At 58.0% G+C, this 12,647-nt stretch carries 13 protein-coding genes and 2 tRNA genes; 14 read left to right on the top strand and 1 reads right to left on the bottom strand.

The genetic code is table 11. From position 1 onward, the window contains the following. Nucleotides 1-53 precede the first annotated feature (53 nt). The 13 genes from pheS (at nucleotide 54) to E4633_RS08860 (ending at nucleotide 11,110) form a co-directional block, all read left to right on the top strand. A complete protein-coding gene (pheS, locus tag E4633_RS08800) occupies nucleotides 54-1,070 on the top strand; it encodes a phenylalanine--tRNA ligase subunit alpha (protein WP_135869878.1) in 1,017 nt (338 codons plus the stop codon). A 33-nt stretch (nucleotides 1,071-1,103) separates the two neighbouring features. Then, nucleotides 1,104-3,509, top strand: a complete 2,406-nt coding sequence (gene pheT, locus E4633_RS08805; protein ID WP_135869879.1) for a phenylalanine--tRNA ligase subunit beta — start codon at nucleotides 1,104-1,106, stop codon at nucleotides 3,507-3,509. Between the two features lie 86 nt (nucleotides 3,510-3,595). Then, nucleotides 3,596-3,877, top strand: a complete 282-nt coding sequence (locus E4633_RS08810; RefSeq protein ID WP_135869880.1) for an integration host factor subunit alpha — start codon at nucleotides 3,596-3,598, stop codon at nucleotides 3,875-3,877. Nucleotides 3,878-3,879: 2 nt separating this feature from the next. Then, on the top strand, nucleotides 3,880-4,218 hold the full coding sequence (locus E4633_RS08815) for a MerR family transcriptional regulator (RefSeq protein WP_135869881.1): 339 nt from the start codon (nucleotides 3,880-3,882) through the stop codon (nucleotides 4,216-4,218). A 14-nt stretch (nucleotides 4,219-4,232) separates the two neighbouring features. Continuing rightward, nucleotides 4,233-4,309, top strand: a tRNA-Pro gene (locus E4633_RS08820). Nucleotides 4,310-4,463: 154 nt separating this feature from the next. After that, nucleotides 4,464-5,096: a paraquat-inducible protein A gene (locus E4633_RS08825; protein ID WP_135869882.1), complete on the top strand. Its 633-nt coding sequence runs from the start codon at nucleotides 4,464-4,466 to the stop codon at nucleotides 5,094-5,096. Continuing rightward, on the top strand, nucleotides 5,093-5,734 hold the full coding sequence (locus E4633_RS08830) for a paraquat-inducible protein A (protein ID WP_135869883.1): 642 nt from the start codon (nucleotides 5,093-5,095) through the stop codon (nucleotides 5,732-5,734). Before E4633_RS08825 ends, E4633_RS08830 begins: the two co-directional genes overlap by 4 nt. Further along, nucleotides 5,727-7,406, top strand: coding sequence for a PqiB family protein (locus E4633_RS08835; RefSeq protein WP_135869884.1), 1,680 nt, complete (start codon nucleotides 5,727-5,729; stop codon nucleotides 7,404-7,406). The genes E4633_RS08830 and E4633_RS08835 overlap by 8 nt, the downstream gene beginning before the upstream one ends. A 2-nt stretch (nucleotides 7,407-7,408) precedes the next feature. Next, entirely contained in the window at nucleotides 7,409-8,002 is a 594-nt protein-coding gene (locus tag E4633_RS08840) for a PqiC family protein (RefSeq protein WP_135869885.1), read from the top strand. 198 nt (nucleotides 8,003-8,200) lie between these two features. Further along, nucleotides 8,201-9,184, top strand: a complete 984-nt coding sequence (gene glk / locus E4633_RS08845) for a glucokinase (protein WP_135869886.1) — start codon at nucleotides 8,201-8,203, stop codon at nucleotides 9,182-9,184. Between the two features lie 245 nt (nucleotides 9,185-9,429). Beyond that, nucleotides 9,430-9,969 (top strand): MucR family transcriptional regulator, encoded by a 540-nt coding sequence (locus tag E4633_RS08850; protein ID WP_135869887.1) that lies wholly within the window; start codon nucleotides 9,430-9,432, stop codon nucleotides 9,967-9,969. Between the two features lie 139 nt (nucleotides 9,970-10,108). Next, the gene (locus E4633_RS08855) at nucleotides 10,109-10,798 is read left to right on the top strand and encodes a hypothetical protein (protein ID WP_135869888.1); all 690 of its coding nucleotides are present in this window, start codon (nucleotides 10,109-10,111) and stop codon (nucleotides 10,796-10,798) included. 235 nt (nucleotides 10,799-11,033) lie between these two features. Beyond that, a tRNA-Met gene (locus E4633_RS08860) sits at nucleotides 11,034-11,110 on the top strand. Nucleotides 11,111-11,196: 86 nt separating this feature from the next. Here E4633_RS08860 and E4633_RS08865 read toward each other — a convergent pair. Beyond that, nucleotides 11,197-11,619, bottom strand: coding sequence for a heavy metal-binding domain-containing protein (locus E4633_RS08865; protein ID WP_135869889.1), 423 nt, complete (start codon nucleotides 11,617-11,619; stop codon nucleotides 11,197-11,199). A gap of 191 nt (nucleotides 11,620-11,810) precedes the next feature. On the opposite strand from E4633_RS08865, the gene E4633_RS08870 reads away from it, so the two are divergent. Then, nucleotides 11,811-12,629, top strand: coding sequence for a tetratricopeptide repeat protein (locus tag E4633_RS08870; RefSeq protein ID WP_135869890.1), 819 nt, complete (start codon nucleotides 11,811-11,813; stop codon nucleotides 12,627-12,629). The last annotated feature ends 18 nt before the right edge of the window (nucleotides 12,630-12,647 follow it).

The following is a 12,647-nucleotide window of genomic DNA, read 5'->3' on the forward strand; positions in this document are numbered from 1 at the left end:
AAATGGGATAGCGATGTCCCATTTCTTTTTTTTTCCGAAAATAGGGTCATGCGATGAAGGATAAACTGGAAGCACTTTTAGAAGAGGCCCTCTCCGAACTGGCTCAGGCCTCCACGGAAGAGGGGCTGCAGGAACTGCGGGTCAAGTACCTGGGCAAGAAAGGGGCGCTCACCGGCGTCATGAAGGGGCTGGGTGCGCTTTCCCCCGAGGAAAGGCCTCTGGTCGGCCAGGTGGTGAACACCGTGAAGGCGAAGCTCGAGGATGCACTCGACGCGCGCGCCACCGAGGTGCGCGAGACGGCAAAGGCCGCAAGGCTCGCCGGTGAGAAGATCGACGTGACCCTGCCGGGCAGGCGTCAGGCGATGGGCTCCAAACACCCGATCACCCTGGTGACCGAGGAGATCTGCTCCATCTTCGGCGCGCTCGGTTTCGCCGTCGCGGAAGGTCCCGAGATCGAGCTCGACTTCTACAACTTCGAGGCGCTGAACCTCCCGAAGGACCACCCCGCGCGCGACATGCAGGACACCTTCTACTTCGGCGAGAGCGTCCTTCTCCGGACACACACCTCTCCGGTGCAGATCCGCACCATGCTGAAGCAGCCCCCGCCGGTGCGCATCATAGCACCCGGGACCGTGTACCGCTGCGATTCCGACGCCACCCATTCCCCGATGTTCCATCAGGTCGAGGGGCTCATGGTCGACAAGGGGATCACCTTCGGCGATCTGAAGGGTATCCTGACCCTCTTCATCAGCCAGCTCTTCGGCAAGGACATCGGCGTTAGGCTCCGTCCCTCCTTCTTCCCCTTCACCGAACCCTCCGCCGAGGTCGACATCGCCTGCGTCATCTGCCGCGGCAAGGGTTGCCGGGTCTGCAAGGAGACCGGGTGGCTCGAGATCCTGGGCGCCGGCATGGTCGACCCCGAGGTGTACCGCCACGTGGGGTACGACTCGGAGCAGTACACCGGCTTCGCGTTCGGCATGGGGATCGAGAGGATCGCGATGCTCAAGTACGGCATCGCCGACATGAGGCTTCTTTTCGAGAACGACCTCAGGTTCCTGAAGCAATTCTAAAAGCGTTTTGATTTTCCATTTGAAGGAATCGATATGATAGTTACCTATAACTGGATCAAGGAATTCGTCGATTGCGACCTCCCGGCGGCTGAACTCTCGCATCTGCTCACCATGCTCGGCCTCGAGGTCGAGCGTATGGAAGAGGTCGGCGGCGGCATGGACGACGTCGTCGTGGCCCAGGTGGTGGAAAAGAACCAGCACCCCAACGCGGACAAGCTTTCGCTTTGCAAGGTCGACAACGGCAGCGAGATCGTGAACGTCGTCTGCGGCGCGCAGAACTTCAAGGCCGGCGACAAGGTCGCCCTGGCCCAGATCGGCGCGACGCTCCCCGGTGACTTCAAGATCAAGCGCTCGAAGATCCGCGGCGAGGAGTCCTGCGGCATGCTCTGCTCCGAAAAGGAGCTTGCCCTCTCCGCCGAGTCCTCCGGCATCATGATCCTCCCTGAGAGCTACGCCCTCGGTACCCCGCTCTTCGACGCGCTGGGCACCAAGGACGTCATATTCGAGATCGGGCTCACCCCGAACCGCGCGGACTGCCTGAGTGTCGTCGGCATCGCGCGCGAGGTCGCCGCCAAACTCGGCAAGAAGGTGCACTACCCTGGCCTCGAGGTAAAAGAGGAAGGGGCACCCGTCGCATCGGTTGCAAGCGTCGAGATCCTCGCACCGGAACTCTGCCCGCGCTACACCGCGCGCCACATCACCGGGTGCACGCTCGCCGACTCCCCGGCCTGGCTCGCCAACAGGCTCATGGCCGCAGGGATCCGCTCCATCAACAACATCGTCGACGTGACCAACTACGTGCTCCTCGAGTACGGTCACCCGCTGCATGCCTTCGACTACAAGCTCCTCTCCGGAGGAAAGATCGTCGTTGCCGCGGCGGGCGAGGGGGAGAAGTTCACCACCCTCGACGGCCAGGAGAGAACCCTCGCCTCGAACGACCTCACCATCCGTGACGGCGCGAAGGCGGTGGCCCTTGCCGGCATCATGGGTGGCGGTAACTCCGAAATAGGGGAGGGGACCACCGAGGTGCTTCTCGAGAGCGCCTACTTCAACCCCTCCGCGATCCGCAAGACCTCCAAGCGTCTCGGGATCCACACCGAGTCGTCGCACCGCTTCGAACGCGGCGCCGACGTCGCCGGGCTCACCAGGGCCCTCGATCGCGCCGCCCAGCTCATCGCCGAGCTTTCCGGCGGCAAGGTCGCCAAGGGGATCATCGACGTCTACCCGGCGCCCGTTGCGCCGCGCGTCATCACCGCTCGCCTGTCGCGCATCAACGCCGTCTCCGGTCTGGATCTCTCCGCAGCCGAAGTGCAGGACATCTTCGAGCGCCTCGAATTCGAGGTGCAGCAGGGCGAGCCCGGTGTCTTCACCGTAAAGGTGCCGCTCTTCAGGGTCGACATAGAGCGCGAGATAGACCTCGTCGAAGAGGTGGTCCGCGTGAACGGCTTCGAGAAGTTGCCCGCTACGCTGCCGCAGGCGTCGGTCTTCTCCGATCTCCCTTCCGACACGCAGCGAATGGCAAGCAGGGTGAAAGGGCTTTTGGTCTCCCACGGTCTCTCCGAGGTGATCAATTACAGTTTCGTCGCACCTTCTTCCTGCGAGAAGATCATGCTCCCGGCGGACGACTTCCGCAGTAACGGCATGGTCCTTTTGAACCCGATCTCGGACGAGCTCTCCGTCATGCGCACCACCATGCTCCCTGGGCTTTTGGACACCGCGGTCAAGAACGTAAGCTTCAGGACGCTTAACCTCGGCATCTTCGAGATGCGCCGCATCTACCTCCCCGTCGAGGGGGCCGAACTCCCCGAAGAGCCGCTCTACATATCCGCTCTGCTGACCGGAAGACGCGATCCCGAGGGGTGGAACCAGGCGAAGGGTGATATCGACTTCTTCGACGTCAAGGGGATCGCAGAGAACCTCCTAGCCGAACTGAACGTAGGCGGGGTCAACTTCAGCGTCGAGGAACTCGACCCGTACTACCATCCGGGCAAGGCCTGCCGCATCCTGAGCGGAAAGAAGGTGCTCGGCTCCATGGGAGAGCTCCATCCGACCGTACAGGAGAACTACGGCATCTCCACGCCGCTTTACTACCTCGAACTCAACTTCGAGGCGCTTCTCTCGGCGCGGAAGAAACAGGGTGCCGCCCAGGTTCCCTCGCGCTTCCCGTCCACCTTCCGCGACATCGCCATGCTCCTGCCGCGTGAACTTCCCGTCGCCGACGTGGTTTCGTGCGTGAACGGCGTCAAGGCACCCGAACTGGAAGGGGTGGAAATCTTCGACTTGTACATGGGTGGGAACATCGCTGCACACGAGAAGAGTGTCGCTATTCGCGTGCGCTACGGGTCGAAGGAGAAGACCCTTACCGACGAAGAAGTAACCCGTCTGCACACGAAGGTAACCGAGGCACTGCAGAAAAAATTAAATGTTTCCTTCAGATAAAAACGGTTGCGAAATCGAAAACGCTATGGTATTAGATTAAGCCGCTGTTGAGAACACACTGAAATGTTTCACCTGTTGAGGGGATTATGACCAAAGCGGACATCGTAGAAAAAATTTATGAGAAGGTCGGTTTCTCCAAGAAAGAATCCGCCGAACTCGTTGAGACGGTCTTCGACCTGATTAAGTCCACTCTTGAAGAAGGCGACAAGATCAAGATTGCCGGCTTCGGCAACTTCGTAGTGAAAGAGAAGTCCGACCGTCGCGGCAGGAACCCGCAGACCGGCGAAGAGATCACCATCGTTGCTCGCAAGATCCTCACCTTCAAGCCGAGCCAGGTACTGAAGAGCGCGATCAACATCCAGCAGTAGCCATGACGACCGGCGCCCCGGACAAGCTTTACCTCAGAATCGGCGAGGTGTCCGCGGTAACTGGCCTTCCCACCTCGGTGCTGCGTTACTGGGAGACTGAATTCCCGGGATTGGCGCCAAGGAAAAGCAGCAGCGGCCAAAGGCTCTACTCGAAGAAGGACGTCGAGCTGGTCCATGAGATAAAAGAACTTCTATACGCGGAAAAGCTGACCATCGAGGGGGCGAGGAAGCGTCTGGAAGCGAAGAAAAAGTACCGAAAATCTGACCTTTCCGGCGAAGCGCTTGCGGCACTGCTTCAGGATGTGAAGCTGGAACTGATGAATTTGCGGGATCAGTTGTAATTATCAGGTTTAATCGGTGCGTAGCGCAGCCTGGTAGCGCACTAGACTGGGGGTCTAGTGGTCGCTGGTTCGAATCCAGTCGCACCGACCATTTCAATCAGCCGCTTGGGAGACTTCCTGGGCGGCTGATTTAGTTTTATGACAGTAACTGTGGTATGTTTTCATCTGTCATGTCCTGCCGGCCTCCGCTGTGCGACGCGTCTGCCACGGCCTGCCGGGGCCGCATATGAGGGATCGTCTCCCCGATGACCGATCGAACCCCACAACTAATCGCCTGTCACGAGTGCGACCTGTTGCAGCGCGACATCCAGCTGAACCCCGGCTGCTATGCGAGCTGCCGTCGTTGCGGCGCCGTGCTGTACCGTAACGCCACCGACAGCGTCGACCGCACCCTCGCCTATACCCTGGCGGCATGCATGGTTTTTCTGGGCGCGAACCTCTTTCCCATATTCGCCATCGAGGTGCAGGGGGACCGCAGTGCCATCACCCTCTTCGGCGCGGTGCTCTCCCTTTGGGATCAGGGGATGAGGAGCGTCTCCACTCTTGTCCTGATCACTGCCATTCTGATTCCTGCGCTTGAGCTCGCCTCGCTCACCTATCTGCTCCTGCCTTTAAAACTCGGCAAGGTGCCCCCGAGGTATCCGCTTTTCATGCGCACCCTGCAGTGCATCGAGCCGTGGGGGATGGTGGAGGTGTTGATGCTCGGGGTGCTGGTTTCCCTGGTGAAACTCACCAACAACTTCCGCGTCATCCCGGGGATGGCTTTGTGGTCCTTCGCGGTATTGACACTGCTGCTTGCCGCAGCGGCCACCGCCTTCAACGCGCGCGACGTCTGGGCCCAGCTCGACGGGAAGCGACGGGATCTGGAGTCAAAGTGAGCGCCGCCGACTCCCCCATCGCGGCCGGCCGTGGGCTTTGCTCCTGTCATGTCTGTCAGCTGGTCTCCCGGAGCACCGGCACTTCGCGCGCGCAGTACTGCCCGCGCTGCGGCGCCCGCCTCCATTTGCGCAGACCTGGCAGCGTGCAGCGCTGCTGGGCGCTCGTCATCGCGTCCTACATACTCTACGTACCGGCCAACATGCTGGTCATGATGGAGACCGGCTCCCTGATCAGTTACCGCAAGGACACCATCGTGAGCGGTGTGGTGCATCTTTGGAGGACCGGGTCCTGGATGATCGCCGTCATCGTCTTCGTGGCCAGTGTGGCGATACCGCTTTTAAAGCTCTTTTCCCTGACCCTGCTGCTCATCTCCGTGCAGCGTAAATCGACCTGGCACCCGCAGCAGCGCACCCGGCTTTACCGGTTGGTGGAAGCGGTGGGGCGCTGGTCCATGCTGGATATCTACGTAGTTACCCTGCTCGCGGCGCTCGTACAACTGGGCTCCCTGGCGATAGTGAAGGCCGGCCCAGCCGCGATCGCCTTCGGCGCGGTGGTCGTCCTCACCATGCTCGCCACCATGGAGTTCGACCCGCGCCTGATCTGGGACCCGTTGCAGAAAGAGGAATTCCATGACTGAACCATCGGACAGACAAGAGATACAGGACCTTCCCGAGGCGGTAAGCGAGCCGAAGCGGCGCTTCTCGATCCAGCTCGTCTGGATCATCCCCATAATTGCCGCCATCATCGGTCTTTCCATCGCAGCCAAGGCGTGGGTGGACCGCGGCGAGACCATTACCATCTCCTTCAAGACAGGGGAGGGGCTCGAGGCGGGCAAGACCAAGCTCAAGTACAAGGACGTCATGATCGGCGAGGTGAAATCGATCGCCATCTCCGACGACCGCACCCATGTCGTGGTTACCGCGGAAGTCACCAAGGACGCCAAGGGTCTCATGGTGAAAGATACCCGTTTCTGGGTGGTGCGCGCGCGCATCTCCGGCGGAAACGTTTCCGGCCTCACTACGCTCCTTGGCGGCTCCTATATCGGGGTCGAGGCGGGGACTTCGAAGGAACTCGGCGACAGTTTCATCGGCCTCGAGTCTCCCCCCGCTGTTTCCATGGATGTCCCCGGGCGTCAGTTCGTGCTGCACACCGACGATGTAGGCTCGCTCTACACCGGCTCACCGGTGTTTTTCCGCCGCATGCAGGTGGGGCAGGTCATCACCACCGATCTCGACCGCGATGGCAAAGCCGTCACCGTCCGAGTCTTCATCAAGTCGCCGTACGACCGCTTTGTCACCACGAGCACCTTTTTCTGGCAGGCAAGCGGCGTTGACTTGACCGTCACTCCAGGCGGCGTGAAGCTGAACACCGAATCGATGCTTGCCGTTCTTTTGGGCGGCATCTCCTTCGATGAGTCGGTCTCCGGCGCCGTCGCCGCTCCCGCGGACACCGCGTACACCCTTTACGGTACCCGCGACGAGGCCATCAAGAACTCCGCTGCCTCCGAAAAATTCATCCTCGAGTTCCGCGAGTCGGTGCGCGGTCTTGCCGTCGGTGCTCCCGTGGACCTGCGCGGCGTCACCGTGGGCGAGGTCACCAATATCAATGTGGTGCTCGACCGCAACCGCAAGGATTTCTCCGTCCCGGTCGAGATCCAACTCTACCCTGAGCACCTGCAGACCCAGTTCCGCAAGGACAGCGGCGGTAACATGCCCCAACCCGGCACCGCCGAGGCACACAGGCTTCTCGACGACCTGGTGGCGCATGGCTTCCGCGCGCAGATCAAAAGCGGGAGCCTGCTGACCGGCCAGCTCTACGTGGCGCTCGACTTCGTGCCCGATGCCCGTGCCGGCCGCATCAACTGGAGCACCTCGCCGCCGCGTTTCCCGACCGTGCCCGGTTCCATGGAGAAGCTGCAGAAGAACCTCATCGAGATCGTGCAGCGGATCGAGAAACTGCCGCTGGAGAAACTGGCCGGAGATGCGGGACAGACCATGCGCTCCCTCGACGATACCTTGAAGAGCGCCGACCGGTTGCTGCAGAACATGGACAAGTCCCTGGTGCCCGAGGCGAAAACCGTGCTCACCGAGACGAAGACGACGCTCGAGGACGTGAGAAAGACGCTTTCCGAAGCGCGGTCTACTTTGGGCGGCGCCAGCGGGGTCCTGAGCGCCGACGCACCCGTGCAGGTCGACCTGCGTGACACCATGCGCGAGGTCTCGCGTGCGGCCCGTTCGCTGCGGGTTCTCGGGGATTACCTCGAACAGCACCCCGAATCCCTGATACGCGGCAAAAAGGAGGAAAAATAGCCATGCGCACCGTCTCCGTACTCCCGGTCTTGTTTGGATTATTTCTCCTGAGTGCAGGATGCGTCAGGTCTCCCGGAGTCACCTTCTACACCCTGACTCCGGCAGCGGTTCCGGAGGTGGAAGCGTCGTCCGCGCAGGCCTTGTCGGTAAGGGTAGGACCGGTCACGCTGCCGGAACTTCTGGATCGTCCCCAGCTCGTCGTGCGCGTCGCTCCGAACCGGGTTGCCATTCTGGAATCGCACCGCTGGGCCGAACCGCTGAAAGAGGAGATCCCGCGGCTTTTATCGCAGGACATAGGGCGCAGGCTCGGTTCGAACCGTGTGTTTGCCTACGGCCAAGGTGCAGGTGTGGATGTGAAGTACGGAGTGCCTGTCGATATCCTCAGGTTGGAAGCCGTCCAGGGCGAAGCCGTCACCATCGAGGCCACCTGGAGTGTGCGCAGGGGGAGTGACAGCAGGGTAGGGCGCGCCGTGGTCCGCGAAAAAACGACCGGCTCCGGTTACGACGCCGTAGCAGACGCGACAAGCCGCGCCCTAGACACGATCAGCGCTGAGATAGTCAAAACCGTCCTTGCCGCGGAGGCGATTTCCAAATAGTCATGGGAATGTACAAGTTCTCCTCCCACCCTTAGGAAGCTCTTTTGGGGCATTCTTGAACAGAGGGTGCTGCTAATCACGAAGCGCTGCACGAGCCCTAACGTTCCCCCCTTTGCGAAGGGGGAACAGGGGGGATTTGCTTTGTGAGTGGGTAGAACCGCCAACGCAGCCACAGCACAGCCTTTAACGGGAGGTCATATGCTCATTCTCGCAGGAGACGTGGGGGGAACCTCGACCCGTATTGCCTATTTTCAGGCCGATCCCGCCGGACTCACCACACTTGCCGAGGCGCAGTACAAAAGCGCCGCCCACGGCAGCCTCATAGATATCGTGCGTCACTTCGCCTCGCAGCATCACATCAGCGCGGAGCGCGCCTGCTTCGGTATCGCCGGTCCCATCATCGAGGGCCGGGTACGCACACCGAACCTCCCCTGGACCATCGAGAGCGATGAACTCGCTGCGGCCATGGAACTCCCAAGCGTGATGCTTATCAACGACCTCGAGGCGAACACCTACGGAATCGCGTCGCTGAAACAGCAGGATCTTTACACTCTCAACCAAGGCGTCGCCAACCCTTCCGGCACCATAGCCGTCGTCTCCGCTGGGACCGGCCTTGGCGAGTCGCTCGCCTACTTCGCCGGAGGTATCCATCACCCGCTTCCCAGCGAAGCCGGACACGCCGATTTCGCGGCACGCAACGAGCTGGAAGCGGAACTCCTCCTTTACCTGCAGACGAAGCACGGCCGGGTCAGTTACGAGCGTGTGTTGTCCGGCCCAGGGCTCCTGGACATCTATCGTTTCCTGCGCGACAAACATTACTTCCCCGAACAGGAATCCATCGCCGCCGCGATGACGGTGGGCGATCCACCCGCGGTCATTACGAAGGCGGCCCTTGAATCCCGCTGCCCCATGTGCGCGAAGGCCCTCGAGGTCTTCATATCCGTCTACGGAGCCGAGGCGGGTAACGCCGCCCTCAGGTTTCTCGCCACAGGCGGCGTCTACCTTGGCGGAGGGATCGCACCAAAGATACTGGATCTGCTAAAAGGACCAGCGTTCATGCTTTCTTTCGCGGCAAAAGGCAGGCTGAGTCCCCTGGTGCAGTCTATTCCGGTGCACGTCATACTGAATGAAAAAGCCGCTCTTTTAGGTGCCGGAAGAGCTGCATTCTATGCACATCTGTGAGATACACTTTCTTTCTCGCTGTTCTTTGCCGGCGCCGGAGCTGCTGCATGATTCTGCCAGCTCGACAAATGCACTTCCCGGGTTTGCGTACCTCATCATTTAAAGTCGATTTCTTACGCGATGAAGTTCGATTCTTTTTGTCCTCCCGTATACTCAGTCCAACAACGTTATTTTTACTTTATTATTGACAATATCTCCGTCTCTGCTATTAATCACCTAACTATAACTTTGAAGGAGGGTGGTAAATGGCGACCTTGGTAGAAATAGCTGCACAACTCGTTGCATCGCATGCCTCCAGCACGCCGATGACATCGGACGAGCTTCTCGCGGAAATAGCCAAAGTTCACGCTGCACTGAAGAACCTTGAGGCAGGGCAGGGCGTGGAAGGCGTCGAAGAACCAAAAGCTTCACTCTCCATCAAAGAAGCCTTCAAAAAGAACGAGGTGGTCTGCCTTGTTTGCGGCAAAGGCGGGTTCAAGACCCTTGCGCGTCACCTGAGCACTGCGCACGGCATGAAGCCTGGTGCCTACAAGAAGCAGTTCGGCATTCCGAGCAAACAGGCCCTGTCCGCGAAGAGCTATTCCGAGTCCCGCCGCAAGATGGCGCAGGACCGCGGTCTGGCCGACAACCTTGCCAAGGCGAGGGAAGTGCGCATGGCCAACATCGAGGCGAAGAAAGAGACGGTAGCCAAACCTGTAAAAGCAGCCAAAGCGGTAAAACCCGCCAAGGCGTCAACAAAGACCGTCAAGGCACCTAAGGCAGCAGCTTCAAAGACAAAGAAGTAAGTTAGCTGGCATAGTCACATAAAACAGCACCTATAACGCGGGGTGCTGTTTTGTTTTGGGCGCAGTCTTCGCCAGAGGCGCTGTGTGCCGTACGTTTTTGGGTAATGACTAACTACACTGGATATCAACGGGACTTGTTATGTTTTTTTCACGTTTTCTGGTTGGAGTACTGGCTTTTGGGACCATCTTTATGTCTGGCTGTACGATCACGACGACTCTGCCGACCATTTCCGATGACCTGAAGCCTCAGGCGCGGCTTGAGGGCAAGGCGCATCTGCTGCCGATTCGGGATAACTCCCAAACTGGCACAACCGACGGCAAGTATGCGACAGAATCTGGTTATGCCGAGACCCGCTACATGTCGACGAACCGGGCTGCAGACGTGCTTCAGGAGAGTACCGCTAAGTGCCTCACCCAGGCCGGCATGACTGTCACGCAGGGGGCGAACATCCCTGAAGACGCCGACTACGTTCTTGTTAGCGATTTTCGTCGGCTTTATATAGGTACCAGTCACCCTCTCTGGCTTTACAACGTGGCACTTGCTGCGACTACCCGCATCATATCCTCCAGCGAAACGCCATGGTCGGCCATTACGATCGGGAGCATGTTTCAAGACAGGAAAACGCAGGCAAAGACCCCACTCATTTTTTCCGGCGAAGAGAACTCTCTGCACCACTTCACCAAGCGTGGCGGTGCAGAGCGCTCCTTTAGACTCGTGCAGGAGAATTACTGCGGGTGGCTGCAAAAAAAGATTGCCGAGTTCAAGACGAATCCACAGCTTTCTAAGGAAAATAACGAAAAAGAGCTGCAGGCTTTCAAGACAAAGTAATCTGTTAGCGCACGCGGGGGCGAATAATTCCTCTAGCCGTCGTCACGACACAGGTATTATGTGTTGTGGTTGTGAATATCGGCATACTCCACTGCCGTTGTATGAGATGAAAAACTTTTAGCAGAGTTTTTTGTTGACAATGAAGGCGCCCTAGACTATAAAGAGTATCTCCTGACGCGGCACAAAGCGACTCCTGAAACGTGACAGGTGTCTGAGATCATTACATAAAGAGCTTGGCGGTGTAGCTCAGCTGGTTAGAGCACACGGCTCATATCCGTGTTGTCCGGGGTTCAAGTCCCTGCACCGCCACCATAAAAAAAGAGCCTCCCGGTTATCACCGAGAGGCTCTTTTGCTTAGCAGCTATTCTCCTAGGTCACACATCCCCCGGTCATTTATTCTAAATGGTAACAACGGCCGTACCTGTGTAATACGCTTTGCTGACCATCCACCCGCTACCGTCTTGCTCGTGGGTGCTGGTCGTCAAACGTGCATCGAGAATGGCGTTAGCTCCCATAGCATGTGCCCTTCTCATAAGATCGATCATAGCTAGGATCTCAGCGGCTTCCGCCTCTTCATCATTGGTAGCTCCAATGCTGGAGGTGCCGGTGATATGCCCAAGAATTGCTTTAACCTCCCGTCCAGGTATATTCCCGCCTGCCACCACAATCACTTTTTTTCTCAATTCGCCAATTTCATCTGTTGCCCGCTCTATCTCTGCTACAAGCCCATTAGCACTACTGGCTCGGTTTTTCCATGTCGAAAAGAGAAACCATAACACGAACGCAATGATTATTGCGGGCCCTATTGAGTTAGAAGACATACCAATGCCACCTCCCTTTGTATGAGATGTACCTTAATAACATAATCAAACTATAAGCACTAGTACTTACTATAGCCTGCGCTATGTGAACGTTTTTACTTGCAAATTGACCCGGGCTAATGATAAAAGTGTGCAAGATTGCCATATAACTACGACAGAGTCGTTTAATAATTTTCTATGGGAGAGTATATATGGACATTTACCGACGTTTAGCCGCGGTTCTTTTATTCACTTGCCTGTATATGCCTGACAACATCTGGGCCACCCTGACACCCCAGGCCGCCGACGAGTTAGCTATACGTGTTTCCAAGGGAGATCGTCAGGCGTTACAACAACTTAAAAGGGCGGCTGCAGAAGGTGATGCTCAAGGGCAATTTTACTATGGCGTGGTGAACGAGTACGGGGTGCTGGTGACTCAGGATATGGCGGAGGCTCTAAAATGGTACCGAAAGGCTGCAGAGCAAGGCTTAGGAAGGGCTCAGTATAATATTGGTTTCATGTATTCGTTTGGTAAGGGCGTGCCCAAAGATAAAATTGAGGCTGCTAAATGGTATCGAAAAGCGGCAGATCAAGGTTTGGCCAGTGCGCAGAACAATGTTGGCGTTATGTACGAAAGCGGTGAGGGCGAAGTTCAGGACAAGCCTGAGGCCGCTAAATGGTATCGTAAGGCAGCAGAACAAGGGTGGGCCTCCGGCCAATACAATTTGGCGGTGATGCTCGATAGAGGGAACGGAGTGCCCGTAGACAAGGCTGAAGCAGCTAAGTGGTACCGTATGGCAGCCGAGCAAGGATTCGTAAGCGCTCAGACCAACTTAGGCACGATGTACGCCAAAGGTAAGGGCATACCTCAGAACTATACTTTGGCTGCGATGTGGTGGATTATAGCCCAGGCAAATGGAGATAGCATTGCCGCGGATAATTTAGATAATCTTAAGAACGACGCGACTCCGGTACAGATTGCTGATGCCCAAAAAATGGCTAAAGACTGGTGGTCGGTACATCCTCACTAACGGAAGTTGCGCAAGCAT

The organism is Geomonas terrae (genome assembly GCF_004791675.1).
Lineage (GTDB): Bacteria > Desulfobacterota > Desulfuromonadia > Geobacterales > Geobacteraceae > Geomonas > Geomonas edaphica.